21 protein-coding genes, 1 other RNA gene and 1 pseudogene are annotated in these 26,285 nt (G+C 43.0%); 21 read left to right on the top strand and 2 right to left on the bottom strand.

Annotated features, from left to right (window positions below):
* The first annotated feature begins 8 nt into the window (after nucleotides 1-8).
* The 12 genes and pseudogenes from gap (at nucleotide 9) to radC (ending at nucleotide 13,795) form a co-directional block, all read left to right on the top strand.
* Complete coding sequence (gene gap, locus NSQ50_RS00920; protein WP_036687120.1) at nucleotides 9-1,019, top strand: type I glyceraldehyde-3-phosphate dehydrogenase; 1,011 nt, start codon at nucleotides 9-11, stop codon at nucleotides 1,017-1,019.
* A gap of 116 nt (nucleotides 1,020-1,135) precedes the next feature.
* Nucleotides 1,136-2,317 (top strand): phosphoglycerate kinase, encoded by a 1,182-nt coding sequence (locus NSQ50_RS00925; protein ID WP_076224839.1) that lies wholly within the window; start codon nucleotides 1,136-1,138, stop codon nucleotides 2,315-2,317.
* A gap of 26 nt (nucleotides 2,318-2,343) precedes the next feature.
* On the top strand, nucleotides 2,344-3,096 hold the full coding sequence (gene tpiA, locus NSQ50_RS00930; RefSeq protein WP_036687124.1) for a triose-phosphate isomerase: 753 nt from the start codon (nucleotides 2,344-2,346) through the stop codon (nucleotides 3,094-3,096).
* Between the two features lies 1 nt (nucleotide 3,097).
* Nucleotides 3,098-4,642 carry a 2,3-bisphosphoglycerate-independent phosphoglycerate mutase gene (gene gpmI, locus NSQ50_RS00935; protein ID WP_036687125.1) on the top strand — a complete coding sequence of 515 codons (1,545 nt, stop codon included), beginning with the start codon at nucleotides 3,098-3,100 and terminating at the stop codon, nucleotides 4,640-4,642.
* Nucleotides 4,643-4,715: 73 nt separating this feature from the next.
* Nucleotides 4,716-6,002 carry a phosphopyruvate hydratase gene (eno, locus tag NSQ50_RS00940; RefSeq protein WP_036687130.1) on the top strand — a complete coding sequence of 429 codons (1,287 nt, stop codon included), beginning with the start codon at nucleotides 4,716-4,718 and terminating at the stop codon, nucleotides 6,000-6,002.
* 231 nt (nucleotides 6,003-6,233) lie between these two features.
* Nucleotides 6,234-6,467 carry a preprotein translocase subunit SecG gene (gene secG, locus NSQ50_RS00945; protein ID WP_036687153.1) on the top strand — a complete coding sequence of 78 codons (234 nt, stop codon included), beginning with the start codon at nucleotides 6,234-6,236 and terminating at the stop codon, nucleotides 6,465-6,467.
* A gap of 354 nt (nucleotides 6,468-6,821) precedes the next feature.
* A complete protein-coding gene (gene rnr, locus NSQ50_RS00950) occupies nucleotides 6,822-9,689 on the top strand; it encodes a ribonuclease R (RefSeq protein WP_076224862.1) in 2,868 nt (955 codons plus the stop codon).
* Between the two features lie 706 nt (nucleotides 9,690-10,395).
* Nucleotides 10,396-10,875, top strand: a complete 480-nt coding sequence (gene smpB, locus NSQ50_RS00955) for an SsrA-binding protein SmpB (protein WP_036687155.1) — start codon at nucleotides 10,396-10,398, stop codon at nucleotides 10,873-10,875.
* Between the two features lie 201 nt (nucleotides 10,876-11,076).
* Nucleotides 11,077-11,441: a transfer-messenger RNA gene (ssrA, locus tag NSQ50_RS00960) on the top strand.
* Nucleotides 11,442-11,950: 509 nt separating this feature from the next.
* On the top strand, nucleotides 11,951-12,481 hold the full coding sequence (locus NSQ50_RS00965) for a hypothetical protein (RefSeq protein WP_076224837.1): 531 nt from the start codon (nucleotides 11,951-11,953) through the stop codon (nucleotides 12,479-12,481).
* Nucleotides 12,482-12,532: 51 nt separating this feature from the next.
* A pseudogene (locus tag NSQ50_RS31520) lies at nucleotides 12,533-12,672 on the top strand (Rpn family recombination-promoting nuclease/putative transposase); the annotation flags it as partial.
* Between the two features lie 514 nt (nucleotides 12,673-13,186).
* Entirely contained in the window at nucleotides 13,187-13,795 is a 609-nt protein-coding gene (radC, locus tag NSQ50_RS00970) for a RadC family protein (RefSeq protein WP_081386971.1), read from the top strand.
* A 146-nt stretch (nucleotides 13,796-13,941) separates the two neighbouring features.
* Here radC and NSQ50_RS00975 read toward each other — a convergent pair whose 3' ends face one another.
* Entirely contained in the window at nucleotides 13,942-14,274 is a 333-nt protein-coding gene (locus NSQ50_RS00975) for a helix-turn-helix domain-containing protein (protein ID WP_076224833.1), read from the bottom strand.
* Nucleotides 14,275-14,450: 176 nt separating this feature from the next.
* On the opposite strand from NSQ50_RS00975, the gene NSQ50_RS00980 reads away from it, so the two are divergent.
* The 5 genes from NSQ50_RS00980 to NSQ50_RS01000 all read left to right on the top strand — a co-directional run bounded on the left by NSQ50_RS00980 (nucleotide 14,451) and on the right by NSQ50_RS01000 (nucleotide 18,725).
* Nucleotides 14,451-14,999: a hypothetical protein gene (locus tag NSQ50_RS00980; RefSeq protein WP_076224831.1), complete on the top strand. Its 549-nt coding sequence runs from the start codon at nucleotides 14,451-14,453 to the stop codon at nucleotides 14,997-14,999.
* Nucleotides 15,000-15,039: 40 nt separating this feature from the next.
* Complete coding sequence (locus NSQ50_RS00985; RefSeq protein WP_076224829.1) at nucleotides 15,040-15,312, top strand: hypothetical protein; 273 nt, start codon at nucleotides 15,040-15,042, stop codon at nucleotides 15,310-15,312.
* Nucleotides 15,313-15,339: 27 nt separating this feature from the next.
* A complete protein-coding gene (locus NSQ50_RS00990; RefSeq protein ID WP_076224827.1) occupies nucleotides 15,340-15,621 on the top strand; it encodes a hypothetical protein in 282 nt (93 codons plus the stop codon).
* A 144-nt stretch (nucleotides 15,622-15,765) separates the two neighbouring features.
* Nucleotides 15,766-15,918, top strand: a complete 153-nt coding sequence (locus NSQ50_RS00995; protein WP_179087773.1) for a hypothetical protein — start codon at nucleotides 15,766-15,768, stop codon at nucleotides 15,916-15,918.
* A gap of 179 nt (nucleotides 15,919-16,097) precedes the next feature.
* Entirely contained in the window at nucleotides 16,098-18,725 is a 2,628-nt protein-coding gene (locus tag NSQ50_RS01000) for a hypothetical protein (protein ID WP_076224825.1), read from the top strand.
* Between the two features lie 44 nt (nucleotides 18,726-18,769).
* On the opposite strand, the gene NSQ50_RS01005 is transcribed toward NSQ50_RS01000, so the two are convergent.
* Entirely contained in the window at nucleotides 18,770-19,612 is an 843-nt protein-coding gene (locus tag NSQ50_RS01005) for a hypothetical protein (RefSeq protein ID WP_143760542.1), read from the bottom strand.
* 594 nt (nucleotides 19,613-20,206) lie between these two features.
* Here NSQ50_RS01005 and NSQ50_RS01010 point away from each other — a divergent pair.
* The 4 genes from NSQ50_RS01010 to NSQ50_RS01025 all read left to right on the top strand — a co-directional run bounded on the left by NSQ50_RS01010 (nucleotide 20,207) and on the right by NSQ50_RS01025 (nucleotide 26,123).
* The gene (locus NSQ50_RS01010) at nucleotides 20,207-21,055 is read left to right on the top strand and encodes a recombinase family protein (protein ID WP_076224821.1); all 849 of its coding nucleotides are present in this window, start codon (nucleotides 20,207-20,209) and stop codon (nucleotides 21,053-21,055) included.
* Between the two features lie 101 nt (nucleotides 21,056-21,156).
* Nucleotides 21,157-22,761: a recombinase family protein gene (locus NSQ50_RS01015; RefSeq protein ID WP_076224819.1), complete on the top strand. Its 1,605-nt coding sequence runs from the start codon at nucleotides 21,157-21,159 to the stop codon at nucleotides 22,759-22,761.
* Between the two features lie 166 nt (nucleotides 22,762-22,927).
* Nucleotides 22,928-23,815: a Dam family site-specific DNA-(adenine-N6)-methyltransferase gene (locus NSQ50_RS01020; protein WP_081386970.1), complete on the top strand. Its 888-nt coding sequence runs from the start codon at nucleotides 22,928-22,930 to the stop codon at nucleotides 23,813-23,815.
* Nucleotides 23,808-26,123 carry a DGQHR domain-containing protein gene (locus NSQ50_RS01025; RefSeq protein ID WP_076224817.1) on the top strand — a complete coding sequence of 772 codons (2,316 nt, stop codon included), beginning with the start codon at nucleotides 23,808-23,810 and terminating at the stop codon, nucleotides 26,121-26,123. The genes NSQ50_RS01020 and NSQ50_RS01025 overlap by 8 nt, the downstream gene beginning before the upstream one ends.
* Nucleotides 26,124-26,285: the final 162 nt, after the last annotated feature.

A 26,285-nucleotide genomic window follows, 5' to 3' on the forward strand; every position in this document is an offset into this window, starting at 1 on the left:
ACTATTCAATGAGTGTAAAAGTTGGAATTAACGGTTTTGGACGTATTGGACGCCTTGCTTTCCGCCGTATTCAAAATGTAGAAGGTATCGAAGTGGTAGCAATCAACGATTTGACTGACGCTAAGATGCTTGCTCATTTGCTTAAATATGATACAACTCAAGGTAAATTCCAAGGTGATGTTGAAGTGCATGATGGCTTCTTCAAAGTCAATGGTAAAGAAGTTAAGGTTCTTGCTAACCGCAACCCTGAAGAATTGCCATGGGGCGACCTAGGCGTTGATATCGTACTTGAGTGCACAGGTTTCTTCACAACTAAAGAAGCAGCTGAAAAACACTTGAAAGGTGGAGCTAAGAAAGTAGTTATCTCCGCTCCAGCTACTGGCGACATGAAAACTGTCGTTTACAACGTTAACGATGACATTCTTGATGGTACTGAGACTGTTATTTCCGGCGCATCTTGCACAACTAACTGCCTAGCTCCAATGGCAAAAGTACTGAACGACAAGTTCGGTATCGTTGAAGGCTTGATGACTACAATTCATGCTTACACTGGCGACCAAAACACTTTGGATGCTCCACATGCTAAAGGTGACTTCAGACGCGCTCGTGCAGCAGCTGAGAACATCATTCCTAACACTACTGGTGCTGCTAAAGCAATCGGTCTGGTTATTCCAGAACTTAAAGGTAAATTGGATGGTGCAGCTCAACGTGTTCCAGTTGCAACTGGTTCCCTGACTGAGCTTGTAACTGTTCTTGATAAGAGCGTTACTGTTGAAGAAATCAACGCAGCAATGAAAGCAGCTTCCGATCCAGACACTTATGGTTACACTGAAGATGAAATCGTATCTTCTGACATCAAAGGTATGACTTTCGGATCCCTGTTCGATGCTACACAAACTAAAGTATTGACTGTTGGCGACAAACAACTGGTTAAAACTGTTGCTTGGTATGACAATGAAATGTCCTACACTGCACAATTGGTTCGTACTTTGGAGAAATTCGCTAAAATCGCTAAGTAATTGACTTGATATAAGCAACATCTATAGAGCGGAAACAGAAATTCCTTGTTTCCGCTCTTTCTAAATGTATTTCTTGTTTCCTGCTAGAAACAATTTTGGGTGTGGAGGAATTAATCATGAACAAAAAAGGCGTCCGTGATGTAGAAGTAAAGGGTAAGCGCGTATTTGTACGCGTGGATTTCAACGTACCTGTAGAAGACGGTAAAATTACTGATGATACTCGTATTCGCGAAACACTTCCAACCATTAAATATTTGATCGAGAACGGTGCAAAGATCATTCTTGCGAGTCATATGGGTCGTCCTAAAGGCGAATTCGTAGATTCCATGCGTTTGACTACTGCTGCTGAACGTCTGTCCGAGCTTCTTGGCAAACCAGTAGCTAAAGCTGACGAAGCAATTGGCGAAGCTGTAAAAGCAAAAATCGCTGAGCTAGGCGAAGGCGACGTACTTGTACTTGAGAATGTTCGCTTCTACCCAGGTGAAGAGAAAAACGATCCTGAACTGGCTAAACAATTCGCTGAACTGGCTGATTTGTTTGTTAATGATGCGTTTGGCGCGGCTCACCGTGCACATGCATCGACAGAAGGTATCGCTCATTTCCTGCCGGCTGTATCCGGTCTTTTGATGGAGAAAGAATTGTCCGTTCTTGGTAAAGCTCTTTCTAACCCAGAACGTCCTTTCACTGCGATCATCGGGGGTTCGAAAGTTAAAGACAAGATTGATGTTATTGATAACTTGTTGTCTTTGGCTGATAACGTCCTGATCGGCGGTGGATTGTCTTATACATTCACTAAAGCACAAGGCTTTGAAATCGGTAAATCACTAGTAGACAACGACAAACTTGACGTTGCTCTTGGATTCATCGAAAAAGCAAAAGCACTTGGTAAAAACTTCATGCTTCCTGTTGATGTTGTTGTTGCTGATAAATTTGGTGCTGACGCTAACACTAAGATCGTTGATTACAATGAAATCCCAGAAGGTTGGGAAGGACTTGATATCGGACCTAAGACTCGTGAACTTTATGCCGATATTATCAAGAACTCCAAGCTGGTTGTCTGGAATGGACCTATGGGCGTATTCGAAATCGATAAATTCGCTGAAGGTACACTTGCAGTAGCAAAAGCTTGTGCAACTACTGAAGGTTACACTGTTATTGGTGGCGGAGATTCCGCAGCAGCAGCAGAGAAATTCCACCTGGCTGATCAAATGGATCATATCTCCACTGGTGGCGGTGCATCCCTTGAGTTCATGGAAGGCAAGGCGCTTCCTGGCGTAGAAGCACTGAACGATAAGTAAGACCTAAGAAGGAGGCAACATAAGTCATGAGAACACCTATTATTGCAGGTAACTGGAAAATGTTCAAAACAGTTCCTGAAGCAGAAAGCTTTATTGCTGAAATTAAAGGCAAAGCAGAAGTAGAAGGCGTTGAGACTGTAATCTGCGCTCCATTTACTAACCTGCCTGCACTTGTAGCAGCTGCAAAAGGTACTAACATCAAGATTGGTGCACAAAACCTACACTTTGAAGATAACGGTGCTTACACAGGCGAGATCAGTGGTGTAATGCTAAGTGATCTTGGTGTGGACTATGTTATCATTGGCCACTCTGAGCGTCGTGCTTATTTTGGCGAAACGGATGAAATCGTGAATAAGAAAATGCATGCTGCATTCCGTCACGGAATTACTCCTATCGTATGTGTTGGCGAAAAGCTCGAAGAGCGTGAAGCTGATCAAACTAAAGCAGTATGTAAAGTACAAACTGAAGCTGCATTCCAAGGTCTTAGTGCCGAGCAAGCAGCAAAAGTTGTTATTGCATACGAACCTATCTGGGCTATTGGCACAGGTAAATCTTCCACTTCCCAAGATGCTAACGAAGTTATTGCTTACATCCGCAGTCTTGTAAAAGATCTGTATGATGCAGCAACAGCTGAAGCTGTTCGTATTCAATACGGCGGCAGCGTGAAGCCTGAGAATGTAACTGAGTACATGGGCCAAAGCGACATCGATGGTGCGCTTGTTGGCGGTGCCAGCTTACAACCGGATTCCTTCGTTCAATTGGTTGAGGGGGCGAAGTAAGATGTCAGCTCCAAAACCCGTAGCTTTGATCATCATGGATGGTTTTGGTTTGCGTGGAACGACAGAAGGTAATGCCGTTGCTCAAGCCAACAAACCTAACTATGACCGTTACCTGAAACAATATCCTAACACTACACTCACTGCTTGCGGTGAAGCTGTAGGCCTTCCGGAAGGGCAAATGGGCAATTCCGAAGTAGGGCATTTGAATATTGGTGCAGGCCGGATCGTTTATCAGGATTTGACTCGTATCGATAAATCGATCCGCGAGGGCGAGTTCTTCGATAACGAAACCCTGGTTAGTGCAGTGAGAAATGCTAAGAACACTGGCAAAAAGCTTCACCTATATGCGCTTGTATCCGACGGAGGGGTACATAGCCATATTAACCACCTGTTTGCTATGCTTGACCTGGCTAAAAAAGAAGATATGCATGAAGTGTATATCCATGCTTTTATGGACGGCCGTGACGTAGCTCCTGATAGTGGGAAGAAGTTTGTCCAAGATCTAGTAGCTAAAATCGAAGAGGTTGGCGTGGGTACAATTGCAACGGTGTCCGGACGTTATTACGCAATGGATCGTGATAAACGTTGGGAACGTGTAGAGAAAGCCTACCGTGCTATGGTTTATGGTGAAGGCCCTAAATACACGGATGCTGTGCAAGCCATCACTTCATCTTATGAAAACTCGGTATTTGATGAATTCGTTGAACCTAGTGTAATTGTAGACAGTGAAGGCAAACCTGTAACGGCAGTAGAGAGCGGCGATTCCGTCGTGTTCCTCAACTTCCGTCCTGACCGTGCTATTCAATTGTCACAAGTGTTCACGAATCAAGATTTCCGCGGTTTCGACCGTGGTCCTTTGTTCCCGCAAAACCTGCACTTCGTATGCCTAACTACTTTCAGCGAAACGGTACAAGGTTATGTAGCCTACTCACCGAAGAACCTGGATAACACATTGGGTGAAGTGCTTGTTCAACAAAACAAGAAGCAACTGCGCATCGCGGAAACTGAAAAATATCCGCATGTAACCTTCTTCTTCAGCGGTGGACGTGACGAGGAGCTTCCTGGGGAAACCCGGATCTTAATCAACTCTCCTAAAGTGGCAACCTATGATCTTCAACCTGAGATGAGCGCATACGAAGTGGCTGCAGCCTGCGTAGCGGAAATCGAAGCGGAAAGACAGGATGCTATCATTCTTAACTTTGCCAATCCTGATATGGTTGGACACTCCGGCATGCTGGAACCAACAATCAAGGCTGTAGAAGTGACGGATGAGTGTGTGGGTAAAGTAGTGGATGCGGTTGTTGCCAAAGGTGGCGTTGCAATTATTATCGCTGACCATGGTAATGCAGATATGGTATTTGACGAGAACGGTCGCCCGTTCACAGCTCATACAACCAATCCTGTTCCGTTCATCGTGACTACTGAGAATGTTGTATTGCGTGAATCCGGTATTCTTGCAGACGTAGCACCAACAATCCTAGATTTGATGGGACTTCCTCAACCTGCGGAAATGACCGGACAATCCATGATTGCTAGCCGTAAGTAAGGTAAGGTATAACGCCTTTGATTTTAAGCTATACAAGTAAGACCAAAACAATGTTAAAAGGAGATTAACTTACATGACTATTATTTCTGATGTATATGCTCGCGAAGTCCTTGACTCCCGTGGTAACCCTACAGTAGAGGTTGACGTTTATCTGGAATCCGGTGCTAAAGGCCGCGCTATCGTTCCTTCCGGCGCTTCCACTGGTGCTCACGAAGCTGTAGAACTTCGTGATGGCGACAAATCCCGTTACATGGGTAAAGGCGTTCTGAAAGCTGTTGAGAACGTAAATGAAATCATCGCTCCAGAAGTTATCGGTATGGACGCTCTTGACCAAGTGGGCATCGACAAATTGATGATTACTTTGGACGGAACTCCTAACAAAGGTAAATTGGGCGCTAACGCAATCCTAGCTGTATCCATGGCAGTAGCTCGTGCAGCTGCAGCAGCTTTGGATATTCCTTTGTACGTATACCTGGGCGGATTCAACGCTAAAACTCTTCCAGTACCAATGATGAACATCATCAATGGTGGTGAGCATGCGGATAACAACATCGACGTTCAAGAGTTCATGGTTCTTCCTGTAGGAGCTCCAAGCTTCAAAGAAGCTCTTCGCACAGGTGCTGAAATCTTCCACAACTTGAAATCCGTACTTCAATCCAAAGGCCTGAACACAGCTGTTGGTGACGAAGGTGGTTTCGCACCGAACCTTGGTTCGAATGAAGAAGCAATCACTACAATCATCGAAGCTATTGAAAAAGCTGGTTACAAACCAGGTGTTGACGTATTCTTGGGTATGGACGTTGCTTCCACTGAGTTCTACAAAGACGGTAAATACACCCTTGCTGGCGAAGGTAAATCTTACACTTCCGCTGAGTATGTTGACCTTCTTGCTTCATGGGTTGAAAAATATCCTATCATCACAATCGAAGACGGTATGTCCGAAGACGACTGGGATGGCTGGAAATTGCTTACTGAAAAATTGGGCGACAAAGTCCAATTGGTTGGTGACGACTTGTTCGTAACTAACACTGAGCGTCTTGCAACAGGTATCGAAAAAGGTATCGGTAACTCCATCTTGGTTAAGGTTAACCAAATTGGTACATTGACTGAAACTTTTGATGCTATCGAAATGGCTAAACGTGCTGGTTACACAGCAGTTATCTCCCACCGTTCCGGTGAATCCGAAGATAGCACAATCGCTGACATCGCTGTTGCGACTAATGCTGGTCAAATCAAAACAGGTGCTCCTTCCCGTACAGACCGTGTTGCTAAATACAACCAATTGCTTCGCATCGAAGATGAGTTGGGTGAATTGGCTCAATACAACGGCCTGAAATCCTTCTACAACCTCAAAAGATAATCTGCTTTTATAGCAGACTTCTAAGACCCGCCGTTATGGCGGGTCTTTTTTATGATTTGAAGAAGATAGACTTCAATAGGTTTATCCTTATCTTGCAAGAAAAGCTACGACTTAACAGTCTAAGCTGTTGTATTACCGACAGCGCTATGATAAAATAAGAATACTGTTTATGTATCGTGATAACCTAAATTACCATAGATAGTGATGCTTAGGCGTAGGAGGTGGAAGTGAATGGATATCTTTTTGAAAGTTGTGCTCCTGATTTTTTCCGTCGGTCTTATTGCGGTCGTTCTTCTGCAAAAGGGGAAAAGCGCGGGTCTTTCCGGTGCCATCTCTGGCGGTGCTGAGCATCTCTTTGGTAAAACAAAAGCTCGTGGTATGGAGCTCGTACTACAACGTGTAACTGTTGGACTTGCTGCTGGTTTCTTCATCATGGCGATTCTAGCTGCAGTTCTAATCGACTAAAAGATCTACCGTAAGCCCTCGCTCTGTTCTAAATGGAATAGAGCGGAGGCTTTTTTGTTATATTAAAAGGAGTTAAAAAGCACCTAAGGGTGCTTTTCTTTTCATATTCGCAAAGAAAAAGGCTGGATCGATAGGAAGTAAACCTGAAGTCGGCATGGATGTATTTCAGCATTTAAAGGAAATTTTGTACTGTGTTAACCTTTGGATGACAGTAACAGGGATGCGCAGGATTGATTTCGTGTATACTAGGGTATGAAGTAGTAAAGGTAAAATTTACTTGGCATTACTGCAGGGCAGGACAAGATATACATATTTGCCAGCGGCTTGAAGCCGCGGAGGGCTGGGGTGACGAACATGATAACACAAGAAATATTACTCGATTTCATGCGGGAAACTGCATATAAACCAATGACTTATGAAGAGCTGGTGAGTCATTTTGCTCTAGAGGATAGCGAGGGGTTTAAAAAGTTCGAGGAACTGCTGATTGAATTAGAGCAGGATGGAAGAATTGTATTAACCCGTACTGCACGTTATGGCGTGCCAGAACGGATGGATTTGCTGCGTGGACGTTTACAAGCACATGCGAAGGGTTTTGCTTTTCTAATCCCGGATGATCGTGATCATCCTGACGTATATATCCATGCAAATGATCTTAAGGGAGCAATGAATGGCGATATCGTTCTGATTCGTATTACCTCTAAAAGTCCGTCCGGCGGACGTATGGAAGGCGAAGTAGTACGTATTGTAAAACGTGGCGTGTTGCAGACGGTAGGTGTATTTCAGAACCTGGAGACCTATGGTTTTGTGCTGCCTGATGATAAGCGGATTAATCGTGATATTTTTATTCCGAAACAATCCTTTAAAGGTGCTGTTGATGGTCAAAAGGTCGTTGTGCGAATTGTGAGTTATCCGGAAGGCCGAGCAGCGGCAGAAGGTGAAATTATTGAGATTCTCGGACATAAGGATGATCCGGGTGTTGATATTCTTTCCATTATCCGCAAACATCAATTGCCTGAGGCATTTCCAGCTGAAGTGATGGATGAAGCCGATAGCGCTCCTGATTCAATTACAGAAGAGGAGATTGCGGAGCAAGGAAGACGCGACCTGCGCGGACTGAACATTGTTACGATTGATGGCGAAGATGCTAAGGATTTGGATGATGCGGTAAACGTACAGCGCTTGGAGAATGGACATTACAAGCTGGGCGTCCATATAGCAGACGTAGGTTATTATGTGCGTGAAGGCTCTGAGCTGGATAAAGAAGCCTATGACCGCGGTTGTAGTGTGTATTTGGTAGACCGGGTTATTCCGATGCTGCCGCACCGCCTATCGAACGGGATTTGCAGCTTGAATCCTCAGGTAGATCGGTTAACAATGTCCTGTGAAATGGAATTTAACGAGCAAATGAAGGTTGTGAAGCACGATGTCTTTACGAGCGTGATTCGCACCAAAGAGAGAATGACTTACTCCAATGTTCGTAAAATTCTCGAAGACGAAGATCCAGAGCTGTTGGAACGTTATAGTCCACTGATTGACGATTTCCGCCTCATGAAGGAATTGGCGATGAAGCTGCGCGATGCGCGGATGCGCCGGGGTGCGGTTGATTTTGATTTTGAAGAGAGCAAAATCATCGTGGATGAGAACGGCAAGGCTGTAGATATCGTGAAGCGTGAACGTTCTGTAGCGGAACAGATTATCGAGGAGTTTATGCTGGCGGCAAATGAAACAGTTGCTGAGCATTTCCACTGGTTGAAGGTTCCGTTCCTTTACCGGATTCACGAAGATCCAGACCCAGAGAAGCTGCAGAATTTCATGGCTTTTGCGGCCAACTTCGGATATCACGTGAAGGGCCGTGGCAATTCGGTTCATCCACGTGCTTTGCAGGATCTGTTGGAGCAAATCCAAGGCACAAAGGAACAAACGGTCATCAGTACGATGATGCTGCGTTCCATGAAGCAGGCAAAGTATGATGCAGAGAGCACGGGCCATTTCGGACTGGCTGCAGAATATTATTCTCACTTTACTTCTCCAATTCGCCGGTACCCCGATCTGGTCATTCACCGCGTAATGCGTGAAGTGATTGAGAATGGAGGGGCACTGACCCAGAAGCGGCATGATTATTTGTCTAGCCGGATGCCTGACATTGCTCAGCAGTCTTCGGAACGCGAGCGTGTGGCGGTAGAAGCTGAACGCGATACGGAGCAACTGAAGAAAGCAGAATACATGCAGGATAAAGTAGGCGAGGAATTCGAGGCTATGGTCAGCAGTGTGACCAGCTTCGGAATGTTCATCGAGCTGGATAATACCGTCGAAGGTCTTATTCGTCTCAGTGCAATGAGCGACGATTATTATCACTTCGACGAAGGTCATATGGCGCTCATTGGCGAGCGCACATCGCGTGTGTTCCGCATTGGTGACGAGGTGAAGATCCGAGTCGCCAAAGTAAATATGGATGACCACACGATCGATTTCGAGTTGGTCGACATGAAGCCACGCGCGCCAGGCGAGCACCGCGGTGGTGGCTTTGCGGGCGGCCGCGGAGGCAAGGGCGGCCGTTCGGGCGGCGGCTTCATTAAGCCGGCCGGGGGCAAAGGCGCCGCGGGCAAGGGACGCGGCGGTAAAGGCAAGCCGGGCGGCGCTGCTGCAGGCGTGGGCAAGGGCAAGCCGGGCGCAGGTGTGCGCGCCGGTGATGTACCGCGCGAAGCGGCCGGTGTTGGCGCAGCGGGCGGACGCGGTAAGCGGAAGCGCGGGCGCGAGGCCGGCGAGGATGCGAGCCGGGTAGTTGCTGCGCCGGGCGCAGAGCGCGGAGGCGAAGCCGGCGGCAACGCAGGCGCGCCGCGTGAGCGCAGCGGCGGGCGAGGCCGCGGCGGAGACACCGGCGGTGCTGGTGGTGGACGCGGCATCAGCTTCGGCTTTGGCTCCGGCAAAGGCGGATACGGCGCTCCTGCGTCCGACTCCTCCGGCGGCGAAGCGCGGGGCGTGGACGGCAGCACGAAGTTCCGCAGCCGCGAGGATCGCGGGGGTAACTTTGGCGGTGGAGAAGGCCGTAACGGCGCTCCTACAGGCAAAGGCCGCCGCAAAAAGAAAACCAAGGGCGGGGTGTTCATCGGCCAGTCCGTGACACCAGGCAACGTAGAGTCATCTGAGCAAGTCACTTCTAAACGAAGTGACAATAATGGCGGCGTTCCAGAAGGAGCACCACGTAAGCGTAAAAAGAAATAAATGACGGTTATACGCTGCGTAACTCTATAACGATACTAAGCACCGTCCCTCTTGGGGCGGTGCTTTTTAACTAATAATCAATTTGGTTAATTGCATTATGTGCAGTTAAATTTGGGTTATGTAGTAAAAGTGGTAGCTAATTGCATTTTGTACATCTAAATCTGATGAGTTACCTCTAATTGGTCTGATTTCGCTTTTTTAGCTGCAGAAAGTGCAACTAATTAGTTTTTTTGCGGTGATAAGGCTTAAATAGGTGCACGAAATACATTTATATAGAAAAACGTAGGTGATAGCAAGTGAATAGGTAGAGGATAGGATAGGCACAGTATAGGATTGCACAGTATAGGTAAAAGCAGCACTATTTGAATAGGCGTCGAATAGATGTATATCCAAGAAGAGGGAAGCGGATAATTGAGAACAAATAGGTAATAAGTAAATAGGGTAGATGGATATAGATATGTGGAGATTAGTGGAAAAACTCCAGATCAACTCAGCTTAATGTTTTTTTTGTCACAAGTGCTAGATATTGGACAATGTTACTGACAACTATATGACAAATTAGGTGAGGTATATTTGGTTGAAGGTTCCTTGCGCTCACTTGATTCCATTTGTTACAATATAGATCAGACGTTCGATGGCTGTGTCGTTTAAGATTAGACAGACATGGTTACTTTAACTTATGAATATGATTCAAGGAGTGATTCTCATGGGTAAAAAAGCAGACGGGAAAGTACTCGCCCAGAACAAGAAAGCTTCCCATGATTATTTTATCGAGGATACTTATGAAGCTGGCTTGGTGCTGACGGGTACAGAGATCAAGTCGCTGCGTAATGGCCGCGCTAATATTGGAGATGCTTTTGCTACGATCCGTAATGGCGAGATTCAGATTCACAACATGCATATCAGCCCTTTTGAACAAGGTAACCGTGCCAATCCTACCGATCCCACACGCACACGTAAATTGTTAATGCATAAGGAGCAAATTCATAAACTGCTGGGCTTGTCCAAGCGAGATGGGTTTACGATTGTGCCACTTAAGATTTATGTGCGGAATGGCTATGCGAAGCTGCTGATTGGTCTTGGTAAAGGTAAAAAAGAGTATGACAAACGTGACTCGGCTGCCAAGCGAGATGCTCAACGTGATATCCAGCGTGTACTGCGTGATAAGCAAAAGATCGCCAGATAATCTGGGAGAACTAGACGATTCAAATGAGTTCCAGTTTCAACCTTCAATTCCTTTAACCCACGTGTTAAAGTGTTGATAAATGTGCTATACTGAGTAAGTAAGTTAGTTATTGCTTCGTTACAGTTTTCTTGAATAAGAAGCTGTAGATTGGATCTCTCTTGCTTGGAAGATCCGCTTGATCCGAAGCGCCCTTTTTAATGAGGGGCCGTTCTTGGATTCGACGGGGGTAGTTCGAGCATGAGTAGCGAGTAGTGGGGACGCGTCCGCTTCATCAACGCTAAAGCCTATTAAACGGCAAACAACAAAACAACTACGCTTTCGCAGCCTAAGAAACTGTGTGCGTGCTTCTACTCTGCATCGTCCATGTGACAGGGCTAGGGGCTAACAAGTAGTGGAATACGCTGTCTCATCTCCGCCTGCGGTGAGCTGAAGAAGACAATCAGGCTGACCCAACGTATAGCCGGTTACGGGGCGATACTCGGGTGACATCAAAACTGTGACTACACTCGTAGAAGCTTATGTGCCGTTATCTTCGGACAGGGGTTCGACTCCCCTCGGCTCCATATGGAGTATCAGTGAAGACACCTTTAGGGGTGTCTTTTTTCGTTTTAGCGGCTGTTTTGGACTATACGTGGTGGTTGAAAAGCTTGCTATGATACGGTTTCTGGGGCTTGCTGTTAATGGACACAGTGAGTTTCACTGAGCCTATACGGAGACAGAAGGTTTTGACCGCCACGTAACCAGTGATAAATCCAATCCCCTTCGGCGTGAGCTTTTGCCCTCCATGCCTCATCATCCGCACTTCGATTACTTATGACTACTCCTCAAGCTATCTCTCTAAAGCCCTCAAAGCTTCTCAGTTATTCGGATACTCCTACTTCACATAATCGTGCTTACTATGATTCAAACGCCAACCAGATTCAATCTGAGCAGTTTTACGCATCTTTGCTAGGTTCAGAAACCTTGGAAAATGATATAATTATAACGATTAACTCGAGCTAGGATTCAGAGGCTAGATAGAAGTACATGCATGAATGTCACGGATGCATAATAAATTTTAAGGACGGTGTTGATTTTGGGATATACTCTTATTCCGCAAAGAGATGTTTCTGAGGGAGAACAAACAGTTTTAGATTTATTAGTTTCAATACATATTGGAGCAGGAGTTGACTTTCAAAATTTATATGTACTGTGTAGCGAAAAGGACTATGCATTTATCTTTTCTTTAGATTCTAATAAAGTGTTAGCAGTACATTATCCATTAATTAGACAGGATATTGATACGACACCATTTGAACTGAATAAGAAGGAGATGGACGCAGTTTTAAAAGTCATTAAAAAAATGTACTTCTATAGTGACTTTGATAACTGCTCAATGGATTTTGACCCGTTCAGAAAATTCGACTCTGCTGAAGAAGCACTTCTAAATTTAGAATTAAGTACTGTATCAGATGAGGAACGTTCAGAAATAATGTTAAGTAATATGGTTGTACTGTTAAATATGATTTTCCAAGTCAATATGCTTAAGGAGACTAAGCAAATTAATTCCGATAATGAAATCTTTAATAACTACAATCAAAAGTTGGAGCAAATCTTGAGTCAGTGAACCATTTTATGTAAAATCTAAACCTAATAAAATTGAAGTAATATGAAGTACTATTATCTGCGGGAAGACCGGACAGAGATATCCTTGATTGACGACATCGAGGTTCATATCTTGGAACTGCCGAAGCTTGATGGGCGTAGCGTTCCGTCTAAAGGGGATTGATCAATTGGCTGTTGTTTCTGAAAGGTGCCCGGTCTATAAAGTTTTAACATTCTTATTCTTTCAGTCGATCATATTAAAAAACAAGGACTTTGGAGGGCTCATCCATGTCCTTGTTTTCGTTTGTAGCAGTTCTTCGAAGGCGGTGGGCTTGAGGCCTGCTGCAGAGTATATTACCGCTTAATAGGCCGTAGTACACAGGAATATCCATTTGATTGTTTAAGGGCCTCTGCCAATGCTTGGTATTATGGGATTCCGAATAAAAAAGTAAAATATTTTGCATTAAACCAGCCGTTTTTCCGTTTTGGAGAAACGGCTACTTTTGTGCTGTTTTTTCTATGTTTACCTGTTGAAAATTTCTATTACAGAAACGAAAATGCGAAAAATATCCTGACCCCTCCAGGATAATTATAAAGAAGAGTCTATTGAGAATTCTTGCCCGGGGGGTGTCATTCACAATCAGTCTCTAAGCACTTAATGATGCAGGTCTATTGAATTGTTCTGCTTACAGCGAATAAGAGGAAGGTGAGATCAGTAACTTTTAAGGTGGACTCAAGCAATAGGGGAGGAAGGAAGGTCTTACTGGCTAATACGCTCTGTGAAAAGTCGGAGGGTTATGTAATGGAACAACTATTCAATCGTTACTCGACATTATCTGAACTCCTTGATGTTACTGAGCATGAACTGCTGACTATAAAAGGAATAGGAAAGGCCAAATCCCGTCAAATCTTATCTGCTCTGCAATTGGCCCGTGCTCTGAATGCAACGACACAACAGGTATACACCATAGGCTCACCCAAAGATGCAGCAGACCTCATGATGCCGGAGCTCGCCTACTTGCAACGGGAGCACTTTGTACTACTCTTTCTAAATACAAAGAACAGAGTGATTGGAAAGGAGGTAATTGCTATTGGCTCTTTAGATAGTGCCATTGTGCACCCACGTGAGGTCTATAAAGCTGCTGTTAAAAGAAGCTCTGCTGCGATCATAGCCGTTCATAACCACCCTTCAGGTGACCCAACACCTTCACGGGAGGATATCGCTCTTACCGAACGTCTGGTGAATGCAGGAGAGATTATGGGAGTACAGCTTTTGGATCATCTAATCATCGCTAATGAGAACTACTGCTCAATGAAAGAGCGTGGCCTAATGTAACTCTTTCTTACTACGTTCGAGCCGCCCTTGACACGGAGCCTCTGTCGCCATGATACAAGGCGATAAGGCGATGCCATGAACCAGCATCGCCAAGGCATCAGCCTATCATGGCGACCCCTCCGTATAAAGGGCTTTAGTGTTATGTCCTACTCTTCAGTATCCAGATGTGATGTAAGTGTCTTTACAACATCAATTACTATTTGTTTTTGCTTGGGAGCAAGCTTATTAGTAAGGTGTTTGAATTGATTGATGTAGATGTCACTTTCTCCGTTAATTTCTTCATAGAGCAAGGAGTCGATAGTTACATTAAGAACAGAGGCCAAACTGATCAGTGTTTCTACAGAGAGCTTCCGGTCGCCGCGTCCAATGTGTCCAAGATAAGACTCGGAAATGCCAACAAGCTCCGAAAGTTTCTCCTGAGTCAATCCGATCCTATTGCGTTCAGTCCGAACCTTTAAACCTAATTCGATATAGTTCATGATTCATCCCCTCTATTCAAACAGTAGAGGAATAGTACAATTATATTAATTGATTACAAGACTTATAAAGAACTACTATTAGAATTATTGCACAAAAACTGGGAGGGATTATTATGAAAAAAGTTGCTGGTTGGATCACTCTACTGCTTGGAGCTTAGGCAGGAGTCGTAGCAATTATGGTTACAAAATCAGATCAATATAAGGAAGAAGCCTATTTTGAAGGTATGTATGGAAATCAAGTACACTCTGAAGTGATCATGGCATTTGTTGCTACTGTTATTTTGATTGTTACTGGCTTGCTTCTTTTATTATCTGCGTATGGGAGTTTAACAAGTGAAGGGAAATCGGGAGAGTCAGAAGTAGTAAGAGTATCTCTTCCAGAGTTATTAGTGGCCTTCTTTACAGACATATCCAGAGGCAAGGCTCATGAAATTCTTGAGACAAAAATTAAATTGCTGATGCTTAACAAAGCAACCATTATTACAGACCTTCGAAGATTAAAAGTGATTAACGAACAGAAGTATTATGTTTTTGAGATAACCTCTTCATCTCATGATAAAACATACATTACCAATGTTTATGTCAGTGTGGACGGAAAAACCTTTCTAATGTTAGATAAACAAAAGAATAGCGTTCCATTTTCAGATAGACTACTTGCAGATTATAGTGCTGACGCGAAGAATCTCGCGATAGATTCGGGAGCCAAGATAGGCGGGTTGATTTGAACAGGATTCTATGACAGAACTCATTAAGGAGAATACTATTATGAACAGAAGGCACATCGTGATTTTGATCGTCAGTGTTGTTCTGGGTGCTTTTATTGGTGGACTTATCGGTACACGGAATAGCGACCAGAAGCAAGCAGCCATTTCTGTTATGTCTCAGATCGCTGAAAACACCGGATCAACTAGATATAAAGCCGCGGCTGAAATTGGTCATCAAGAGATACGGAACGATAAAATGACGGGATATGGGATAGGCGGTATCATCGGCAGCGTGGTCGGAATGATATTCATTGTCTTGAGTCGTAAGCAATAATAGCAGTTCAAGAAAAGGAGGGTGGATTTGAACGGATTCTTAAAGAGTTACGTAGTAATAGGTACAGTTCTGTATATTGGCATCTGTATTGCAATGCTGGCGTTTGGCGGTCTATACTTCTTTGCTGAGCTAGTAATGATAGGGATTGGATACATGCTGCATAAGAAGCGTGCTCACTTGAAAGCTTCAGGATTCTGGACAAACTGGATTTGTGGCACCACAGTCGGCCTTATTGCAGGGGCTTTCCTGGGGCCTGGGGTTATTATTGCGGCACCGCTTGTCCGATTTGGTTTTGTGTATTGGTTCTGATATCTAAGATAAGTCCTTGACTGAGTTTCTCGGTTAAGGGCTTTTATATTGTGTGGATGAACGTGTTGGACAAGTAATAATGGATCAGCAGAAGTTATTCAGCTTCTGATTGCATAGATACTTTACAGGAGAGGGGGAAACTAAATGTGGACTAAAAACTTATCCGAAGACTTAAATGTAGAGGAACTGCGTGAGATTCGCAAGGCCCTTTACTTCTATGCCACTAACAAACCGGGAATTAGTAAGGATGAAGAAAAACACTACTGCATTCTTGCTCAAAGAGTGCTCTGCGATTAAGCCAGCATAATAATGAGTGAAGAGCCGCGGTCTATGGATTGCGGTTTTTTGCTGTACGTAACTGCAAGCTCAGCAATGAAGCATGAAGAAGAATGTTAGACATGCTACTGCCGGATAATGTTCTCTATGCGATACTTAATAGAGAGGCAAGTAGTCCAGTTTGAAAAGAGGATCGCTAGATGGAGGATAATTTGGCAAGCGTAATTATGGAGAATACCTTCTTCGTAAGAATAGACGACGAGGATCACTTTGAAGAGATCAGCTGCACATATGGCATTATTCCAGCTATTAAATCTCGAATTGACGGGCAATTGAATACATATGCGGTCTTTATGACAACAGGTCCATTAAACGATGCCAGAATGAGCTATGCTGTCCAAGGCTGTCTTAAGAAGTTGTTTGAGCATTCTGATAAGACAATGCCAACGTTTAAGAACGAAATGAAGCTTGAGTACGATGCCCTAAACGATCTGAGAGCAGGTATTGCTATATCTTCAGCCACCGAAGACAAATTGGATATTGCGTATTTATTAGAAGTTACATGCTTTCACATTAATAACGAGGCGAAGAATAACAATGGGGCAGCCGCAGTAAGAGGATTCTTAAAAGCTGTTAACATACAAGATTTCGATTCCAGCCCGCTTATAGAGATTACGAAGCGACCTATGAGCCCGCAGGAAGAAATTACGAATTCGTCCGACCCGCTAATATATATAATAGACACCGGATATGAATTCGTAAAAATCCATTTTGCTATTAATAGCAATGATATGGTGAGGCAGCTCAATGGAGAACGAATAACTCCTAATGAGACGGTAAACAATGCAGCATACCCTTCATGGGATGAAAGGGAGAAGAATTCCTTAATAGCCGATCCGTCTGCTTGTCAGTTACTGGCTGAGCTGTACTCTGGAAGCAGATGTCTTACTATGTATGAAATAAACGGGATAGCCAAGGCGTTATGTAATGTTCAAGGTGCTCAAAAGCGTCTGAAGAAAAGAATGAGACTTTCAGGTGAATACGAATCGAGACAAATAAAGCTCATGGGGAGTTTAATGAGTCGGTACAGGAGGAGTGGTTATGGCAAACATGCATTAGCTTGTAAGTCTTTCTGTGGCCTAACAGTTGATTGTAGAGCGAACAATGAAACTGTGGTTAATCATATCGCTGATTTACTGCCTCAGTATCACAACACAGTTAGACAGCTAAAAAACAGGCGAATCGGTTGCCAGGAAGATTTTGTAGTTCGCAAAAGAATGCAGGAGCAATTTGCTGCTGACTTGAATTCAGAGTATACCGGGATTACTGTATATAAAAGCTTTGTCGGAATCGGAAAGACAAGATTGTACCTTGAACAGATAATCTGCTTTATTGCAGAAGATAAAACAGTGCTAATTGCATTTCCGACCCATGCTGCTAAAGATGATGTGCTTGGGCGGCTAGCACAGTTTCTCGATGAAGAATTAATTGAGGAGAAAGTAATAGATGTACCCGAGGTGCCCAATATTAATTGTGAATTTGATGCATTGATTAATAGCTATTATGATAACGGGGAATACAAACGTGCACGAAGACTCATGGAAAGTCGCCTAACCGAAATTATTGAGACAAACAATGATGAGCGTATCAATGAAGGTCGACAATTGGAGGAATATCTCCAGATAACAGATAGCTTACGTGATAAGGACTTTATTAAGGGGAAGATCGTATTTACGACTCACGACAGGTTGTTCAATCTCGGGCATGCAGAACCTGATGTGGTCATTATTGATGAAGATATAGTATTTGCCATGTTAAAGCAACACCAGATAGAACGAGAGGAACTTATTAGATTGAGAAGTCTGATCAAAGGTAATATGCAATCACGGTACAAGGAGAAAGTTATCCAAAGAATAGATACTATTCTTCGGGTATCTAAAGATCAGCTGGGCAGTCTGGAATGTTTTGAACCTCAAAGTGCAAAGAATGAAGTATTGAGGATAATAAATGATTCGCAGGACGGTTCAATTAGCAGAAGAACTGTTGACCAGGTGTTTAGTGCTTCCGAGTTCGTATATACGCTATGGGAACGTGAAGGCAGACCTACCATCCCTGTTATCAACTTTGTAAGCAAACGAGAGCTTCCGGCATTTGTTTGCAAAGTGTTTGTAATGTCAGCTACAGCCGATCAAGATATATATGAGCAACTCTTCGGTGCTGATAAGATAAGATTTCAAGAGTTTGAACTTCCACGTTTGAACTCCCCCATATCTATGATACATGATCACTCATTCTCCAGAACCAGTATAAAGGAGATGGGGGAAATGCTATGGAAGAAAACAACCTTCGTACGGTTTATTCGTGATTACAGGCTGGATTCACTATCGGAATCACTTGAACAAAGGCAACCGCTAATAGTTACGTTTAGCGAATACGAAGAATTCTTCAATACTCAGGGGTTTGATACTACGCTCCACTACGGTAGTGTAACGAGTGTGAATGAGCATGAAGGAAAGAATGTTGCTGTATTTGGTACACCCAACATTCCTTCATGTGCTTATGCTCTTTATGTTAATGCCCTTTATCCAAATGATAAGTTGGAGTCCGTACCCAAATATTCTGAACAATTGGTCTCGAATAGCGGATATAGATTTTATTTTCGGACAGCTGACCACGAAACGTTCCGTAAAATACACATGTGGATGGTTGAGAGTGAAATGATTCAGGCGTTAGGGAGAGTCCGGCCAATAGACCACAATTGCATTATACGTATATACTCCAACTATCCGCCGGGTTGCTTGGATATTACATTTTTGAATAACAAGTAGTATACAGGCTGGATGCTAAGAGAAGCATGCCAGCCTTTTCTTCTCTAAACGGTAAGCTCCTCATGAAGTATCTGAACAATGTGCTCCCGCAGATTGGGAAGATGATGAATCTTCCATCCCCTTGGTATTGTTATTGGATTAATTCCCAGCTCTCGAAGTAACTTTACAGATCGGCTGAAGGTTACGCTGCTGCCTTGCATGAATCCTGATTGCTCTAATACAACTCCATCCATAAACTGCTTCCTGGCACCATCTACGCTTCTTACCTGTGCAATTAACTCCAGAGTTTGTCTTGCTGCTTCTTTGGTCCTCTCCTGAATATTTGCTTGCTGAATAATCTTCCGTGCTTCATACAGGCTGTAGAAGTCGCCCGCCCCGATGCTTTTATCGTAATAGCCCAGGAGTAACTCTTCTGCTATAGGAGCATGCAAGAAGTTGTACACGCCTTGTACTTCTATACGAAGTAGATGATGAGCTTCCTCAAGATGCTGTTCTTTAATCCGTGTATCTGATTTTGATATTCGGTTGCGAAGTTCATCTTCTTTGTCGTAGAAGTTCAAAGTGACCGAGCCGGACTTGGCGTATGCACTTCCGTTTAGCTTGTTCTTGGCCTGAAAAAAGCGGTTCGGAACCTTGGAACGTTGGAATAGGCGTATATAGTCGCTGACATGCTCTGTACGGATATCGACGCAGTAATCTATCCGTTTGCATATCCAATCATTGAACTGCGGTAGATGATCGCTCAGAGTGCCAAGAAGATTACGAAGTTGAATAGTGAACATGTCCGGTATCTTGCTGACTTCGGAAGCTGTGGTAGATTGAATGATTCTATCGGGACTGAGCAGCACTTGGGGGTTCAGTCTGATCTCCAGGCCTCGGTATGTCATTTTGGGAGAATGAGCATATACCAGTGTGATCTCCCTGAATCCAACATTAGAGAAGCAGGGATAAGAATGGCGACCTGGAGTGGTAGGCAATCTAAGAACTGAAGCGATCTCTTCATAAAGTGTACCGGTTACAGGGGTGGTTAATAGCAAGGTGTGGAGCATGTTGGTCAACTCACTTTCAAGGTATTATGGTTTCGGTAAAGCCTGTGGATGCTATAATCCCTTACGTAGCAAGGGATACAAGAGAAAATCGTAAAGGAAACATGTCGTGATTGTGTAGATGTTGTTTGTTCTCCATTACGAGTTGATCCACGTTATATACAACATTTTAGAAGTGTCTATTTTGTGAATTTTGTTTCTGTGCTCCACTGCCTGCCAGTCAATGAATCAAGTTCAGCTATTAAAATACCAGCATAGCTCATGCTGATTATATAGATACTACGAGGTACTGCGAAGGGAGATTCAGTCTTTATAAAATTGTAATAAGACAGGGTGTAAGAAAGACAAGCTGGGTCAGGGGATTATCCCCTGGCTCTTTTTTGCGTTCTGGAGGTATCTGCGTAACATCACATCGCCATAGGAGGCCAATTAACCATGAATGTAGTCATTTATCTGAGAGTGTCCAGTGAGCAACAGGCCAATAAAGAGCTGTCCATTCCAGCACAGCGAGAAGCATTATTCAAATACGCAGAGGACAAAGGTTGGACTGTTGTAGATGAATACATTGACGAAGCCAAATCGGCTAAAACCGATGGCCGGCAAGAGTTCCAAAGGATGATCGCTGCCGCCCAGAAAAGCGATAAGGGCTTCCAGATGATCCTGGTGCATAAGTTTGATCGCTTTAGCCGGAGTCGTGCAGATCATGTCATTTACAAGGCGTTGTTGAAGAAACAAGGCGTTATCGTAACTTCTGCATCAGAGCCGACAGAGCCAGATACACCGCATGGTATTTTATTGGAAGGGATGCTGGAGGTCATCAGCGAGTTTTATAACGTCAATCTCAGACATGAGACGCTTAAAGGCATGAGAGAGAATGCAGTACAGGGGTATCATTGTGGAGGGCGGGCTCCGTTTGGCTATCGCCGGAAGCGTGAAGGCGTTAAAGTTACGTATTGCTTGGGACCAAATGAAGAGGTCGGAATTGTCAGAACTATTTTTGAGCTGGCCGCTGATGGTTGGGGTGGAAAACGTATTATGCGTGAACTGAATCGTATAGGTGCTGGTGGGAGACGGTGGACACCTTCAACGGTGCTCTCCATTCTTGGCAACCAGGCTTATCGCGGCTATCGCATATGGAATAAAAAATGCATTGTAGAAGGTACCAGAAATGCTGAGGTTGAATGGATCGTTGTAAAAGAAGCTCATCCCGCAATCATAGATGAAAAGCTCTGGAATGCTGCTCAGTCGGTTTTGGAGCTTCGTAGGCCAACAAAGTTCAAATGAGAAATACCCAATCGAAAAGCTTTCCCCAAGCAGGTATGCCGCATTGACGGTGTACCTGCTTTTTTGTGCCCAAATAATCCACACTAAGGAGATTGAATGTAATGAAAGTAGTCGTATATGCACGAGTATCTTCGGAACGTCAAGCAGAGAAGGAACTATCAATCCCAGCCCAACTCAAAGCTATGCAGCAATATTGCCAAGGCAAGGGGTGGACTATTGTTAATGAATTCATTGAAAAAGGCAAGTCAGCCAAGACAGATGATCGTCCAGAGTTTCAGCGAATGATTGCAATGGCGAAACGTACAAATCGTTCTTTTGAGGCTATTCTAGTCCATAAGTTTGACCGATTTTCACGTAATCGTGACGATCATGTGCTTTACAAGGCTCTGCTGAAGCAATGTGGGGTTAAGGTAATCTCTATTGTTGAACAGACAGAAGCTGATTCTCCGCAAGATATGCTGCTTGAGGGGATGCTAGAAGTGATCTCGGAGTTCTTCAATGCTAATCTGGCCGTAGAAGTCCGTAAAGGTATGACACAGAATGCTAAGCAAGGTTACAACAACGCTGGTACGCCTCCATACGCTTACCGTACTGAACATATCGCACTTGGCAACCAAAAGACAAAAGCGGTATGGGTACTTGGACCGCGGGAAGAGATAGATACAGTTCGCTTTATATTCAATCAGTATGCCTATGAAGAGATGGGGTACAAGAGAATAGCTTCGCTCCTTAACGAGAGCAATGTTCCCACGCAAAAAGGCGGGAAGTGGTCGGCCAGCACTATTCAGGCCATCATCCATAATGAATCGTACCTAGGCCGCAGAATATGGAATAAGCAAGACTATCAGACTAAAGGGAAGAAGTGGCGGGATCGCTCTGAATGGATCATTACGGAGAATACACACCCGGCCATTATTAATGAAGAATTATTCAAGCTCTGTCAGCAGCGTTCCGAGAAGAGGCATAATGGGGGCGGAGTGACTCATAATCCATATCAGATCAAGCCAACTTCACCCTTTTGGCTCAGAGGTACTTTTACATGTGATAAGTGTGGGTCAAGAATGGTTGGCAACTCAACATCAACGACAAAGAAGTACGGGGGCCAGAAATATTATGTCTGCGGTGGCTACATGCGGAAGGGCAAAGAGTTCTGTCCCTATGTAAGCTGGAGGAAAGATCGTATTGAACAGATTGTCGTCAACAAGCTTCGTAGTGCGTTACTGCGGCTTACATTCGACAATCAATTGGAGGAAGAGATTCGTAAATATCATGATGAAGCCAATCGTCACCAGATCGTATCCGCAGCGAACATGGAAGCCGAGATTAATTTCTTGGAGAAACGGATTGAGCAGATGCAGCAGGAATTGCAAACTGGCAGTGGCAAAGCATACTACACGGACATGATTGCCGAAATGTCTTCGGAATTGACGGAGAAGCGAAGAGAGCATGCCGATCACCAGTCAGCCAATCAAGCGTTTAATATATCGCAGGAGAGCTTACAGACGCTTCAGCAGGACATTAAGACGATGATTGCTTTGTTGGATGAGGAAACGCCGAGTCCGCAGTTGATGAATGAGTGGGTGAAGAAGTTTGTTTCGAATGTAACGGTCCGCAGAGAAAGCAAGTTAATTCACATCACCATTCAATTAAATTATAGGGAGCAGAAGCTATACCAAAAAGAAATGCTTATAAATTTGAGTGTGTAAAAGACAAGCCGAGAGGACTCAAAGATACTCTCGGCTTGTCTTTCGTAAAACAAAGAATAAAAAAAGGAAATTTAACCATATATGTCGAATGTTCAATGGACATGATACTTTAGAACTAAATTAATGATTTTGAGAGAAGGTTAATTTATTGATAAGCACCTTTATTATGGAAAAAAATAGCGAGAATATAAATGTAGACATAAAAAAAGAAGTGAAAAAGGTTAATAAGAGAAAAAACAATTATCAGGTTAAATGCTTGCCTATGCTTAAGTGGGCAGGAGGTAAAAGAAATTTATTAAAGCATATTGTACCACTACTTCCTCAAAACTTTAATAATTATTACGAGCCGTTTTTTGGAGGAGGAGCTTTGTTTTTTGCTATGCAACCTAAACACTCTGTTCTTTCCGACACAAATCAAGAACTAATCGATTGCTATAAATATGTTAAAGAATACCCTGAGGAAGTAATTAGTAAACTGAACGATATGAAAAATACAAAAGAGTTCTATTATCAAGTGAGAAGTGAAGTCCCCGATCAAGGTATTGAGCGGGCGGCAAGAATTATTTACTTAACAACCTTGTCTTTTAATGGATTATATAGATTGAATTTGAAGGGTGAATTTAATGTTCCTTACGGAAACAAAACTCATATAGTTCCATGTGATAGAGAAAAGATTTTAGCCGTAAGTACAGCACTTCGTGATGCGGAGATAAAATGCTGTGATTTTGAAGATGCATTAAGTAATGCAATGCCGAATGATCTAGTTTATTTAGATCCACCATATGCAATAAGTACAGGCAATGGTTTTGTGAAATATAACTCAAAAATATTCACATGGGATGACCAAATTAGATTAGCTAAAGCAGCTAAATTATTAAGTGAGAAGGGTTGCAAAGTTATTGTTAGTAATGCAGATGTAGAGGAGATTAGAGATTTGTATTCTGATTTTAATTACAAAGTCTTAGAACGGTCTTCTATAATTGCCGCATCAGGCGAACATCGAAAAAAAATTACTGAATGTATTTTTTATAGTGGGAGTGAGATAAATGCTTGAAAACATTGATTTCTCCAGTAATTTAGGATCTTTAGCCAGAGCTAAAAATAAACGAATGGTAACGAAATCAGTCCCAAAAACCAAGCTAGATGGATTCATAGCCGAAGGGTGGGTAGTTGAAAAAAACAATTCTTCATCTGTGCGTATTAAGAAGGATAAAGCACCAAACAAGATCTTTCGAGACCGGGTATGGACACTGTTATATAAAATGAATTTCCAATATCTATCTGGGGACCTGGGTAGTAAGCTTATTGGTTCAAAAGAACCTGAGGAAGCATTGGGGATAATCGACATTGTGGGCATTGATAATGAGGTTGCTTTAGCTATTGACTGTAAGTTCGCTGACAAAAGAATGAATAGAATTGAACTTCAAGAAGAAATAAGCACATTCTCTAATCTCAGGGAGAACTTTGCTCGTACAATTAACAAAGATTATGGAACAACTCATAAACGCCAAATTGTTATGGTCATGTTTTTGGAAAACATTTCTTTAACGATGGCAGACAAAGAAGAAGCTAATCGTGCAAATGTTATTCTATTTGAGGAGCAAGATTTAACTTATTACGAAAGCTTAATATCACATATTGGTCCAGCAGCGAAGTACCAGTTTTTTGCTGATATGATACCAGGAAAAAAGGTCCCAGGACTTGAAATAAGAGTGCCAGCAGTAAAGACAAAAATGGGAGGAAGTAATTGCTATACTTTCTCTATTTCCCCTGAATATCTTTTGAAAATATCTTACATTTCTCATAGAGCAAAGGGCAGAACCTCCGATGTGAACACCTATCAAAGAATGATAAGCAGATCTAGATTAGCTACTATAAAAAAATATATAAGTGATGATGGAATATTCCCTACAAATGTTGTTTTGAATTTAGAACAGAAGCAAGTTCAGTTTGAGAGAATAAGTCAAGATACCAAAGACAAGCAGAGCATTGAAAGTGGCATTTTAGGTTGGCTTACAATAAGACCAACCTACAAATCCGCTTGGATAATTGATGGTCAGCATAGATTGTATGCCTATTCAGGACACGAAAAAGCACTTAATTCGAAATTATCCATTCTAGCATTTGAAGGTCTTCTTCCAAGTAAACAGGCAGAGTTATTCATTGATATAAATGCTAAACAAAAAAGCGTAAAGCAATCTTTATTACAAGAACTGTATGCTGAACTGCACTGGAACGCAGATGATCCTGAAGTTAGAATACAAGCTATACTTTCGAAAACGATACAAGATTTGGGCACAGATCCTGATAGTGCATTATACGGCAGGATTCAAACAGCTGATTCTGGTAGAGATACTACAAGATGTATTTCATTAACGAGTATTTTCACAGCTTGTAAAAATGGATTTCACATTCAAAAAATTAAAAACGGTGTTCCGGTTGAGTTTGGGCCACTGTGGGCCGGAAGCAATGAAGAGATCCTAACACGTACGACATACGTTATAAAGAGTTGGTTGAATATAATCCGACTGAAAACACGAGATTGGTGGGATAAAGGCTCTGCCGAAGGTGGAGGCCTTGCCATGAACGACGGTATTATTACATGTATAAATTTGTTGAAGAGTGTATTGAGTCATCTGGAATCGAAAGGGACACGCCTAATAGATTTGAATAATAATGCATTATTAGAGCGTATTGAACCGTTTGCCTTAATGTTGGGTGATTATCTCGGAGGATTTTCTGAAGAGGAGAAGAAAAAATTTCGTGACCTGAGAGGAATTCAGGGTCAAACAACCCGCACTAGAAGATGCCAGCAGGCTCTCCATGAAAGAGAGAATTCGTTTAATCCACCTGGACTGGAAGAATTTATTAATCTTGAAAAAGCACAGACAAACAGTAGAGCGAAGGAAATAATTGATTGGATCGAAACAACCATGCAAAAATATATACTTGAAGAACTGCGTCAAGAATTTGGTAATGCAGAATCTGAATGGTGGACGTTAGGCATTCCTAAAAATGTGAGATTGAAAGTTATAGAAAGATACGAGCAAAATGATGGACAAAGAGGAGGTCGTGAATACTACTTCGAGTTAATGGATTATAGAAAAATAATTTTGGACAATTGGAGTTTATTCGAGAAAACCTTCTCTTACCAGAAAACAGGCAATAAAGAATCGAAAACATCTTGGTTAAACACTGTTAATAATAATCGTAATGTAGTCTCCCATCCTTCATCAGGAGTTACGCTCTCGATAGAGGAGCTGGAGCAACTAGAAGATTATAAAAAGTGGCTCCAAGGACAATTGCTTCAAATGGATTTTGATACTATTGATGAAGAAGAAACAGATCCAGTCTTAAATTGATTTAGGAATCCAAATTAATTTTTGGGCTTGAGATGAGTGGGTAGAACTTGAGCTTTATGAAAAACAAACTTGTAGTTGAAAAATAGAATGTAATTGTTATTGAAACGCTGATGTGGTGCAGTCAAGCGATTTTTAAAAGGTGGTTTAATGTGTATCCTTTAT

Source organism: Paenibacillus sp. FSL R10-2788, assembly GCF_038003885.1.
Lineage (GTDB): Bacteria > Bacillota > Bacilli > Paenibacillales > Paenibacillaceae > Paenibacillus_AQ > Paenibacillus_AQ odorifer.

Bases quoted from the DNA above. Each gene is read 5' to 3' on its own strand.
- gap (WP_036687120.1), top strand. From the start codon at position 9: ATGAGTGTAAAAGTTGGAATTAACGGTTTTGGACGTATTGGACGCCTT.
- NSQ50_RS00925 (WP_076224839.1), top strand. From the start codon at position 1,136: ATGAACAAAAAAGGCGTCCGTGATGTAGAAGTAAAGGGTAAGCGCGTA.
- tpiA (WP_036687124.1), top strand. From the start codon at position 2,344: ATGAGAACACCTATTATTGCAGGTAACTGGAAAATGTTCAAAACAGTT.
- gpmI (WP_036687125.1), top strand. From the start codon at position 3,098: ATGTCAGCTCCAAAACCCGTAGCTTTGATCATCATGGATGGTTTTGGT.
- eno (WP_036687130.1), top strand. From the start codon at position 4,716: ATGACTATTATTTCTGATGTATATGCTCGCGAAGTCCTTGACTCCCGT.
- secG (WP_036687153.1), top strand. From the start codon at position 6,234: ATGGATATCTTTTTGAAAGTTGTGCTCCTGATTTTTTCCGTCGGTCTT.
- rnr (WP_076224862.1), top strand. From the start codon at position 6,822: ATGATAACACAAGAAATATTACTCGATTTCATGCGGGAAACTGCATAT.
- smpB (WP_036687155.1), top strand. From the start codon at position 10,396: ATGGGTAAAAAAGCAGACGGGAAAGTACTCGCCCAGAACAAGAAAGCT.
- NSQ50_RS00975 (WP_076224833.1), bottom strand. From the start codon at position 14,274: ATGAACTATATCGAATTAGGTTTAAAGGTTCGGACTGAACGCAATAGG.
- NSQ50_RS00980 (WP_076224831.1), top strand. From the start codon at position 14,451: ATGGTTACAAAATCAGATCAATATAAGGAAGAAGCCTATTTTGAAGGT.
- NSQ50_RS00985 (WP_076224829.1), top strand. From the start codon at position 15,040: ATGAACAGAAGGCACATCGTGATTTTGATCGTCAGTGTTGTTCTGGGT.
- NSQ50_RS00995 (WP_179087773.1), top strand. From the start codon at position 15,766: ATGTGGACTAAAAACTTATCCGAAGACTTAAATGTAGAGGAACTGCGT.
- NSQ50_RS01000 (WP_076224825.1), top strand. From the start codon at position 16,098: ATGGAGGATAATTTGGCAAGCGTAATTATGGAGAATACCTTCTTCGTA.
- NSQ50_RS01005 (WP_143760542.1), bottom strand. From the start codon at position 19,612: ATGACATACCGAGGCCTGGAGATCAGACTGAACCCCCAAGTGCTGCTC.
- NSQ50_RS01010 (WP_076224821.1), top strand. From the start codon at position 20,207: ATGAATGTAGTCATTTATCTGAGAGTGTCCAGTGAGCAACAGGCCAAT.
- NSQ50_RS01015 (WP_076224819.1), top strand. From the start codon at position 21,157: ATGAAAGTAGTCGTATATGCACGAGTATCTTCGGAACGTCAAGCAGAG.
- NSQ50_RS01020 (WP_081386970.1), top strand. From the start codon at position 22,928: ATGGAAAAAAATAGCGAGAATATAAATGTAGACATAAAAAAAGAAGTG.
- NSQ50_RS01025 (WP_076224817.1), top strand. From the start codon at position 23,808: ATGCTTGAAAACATTGATTTCTCCAGTAATTTAGGATCTTTAGCCAGA.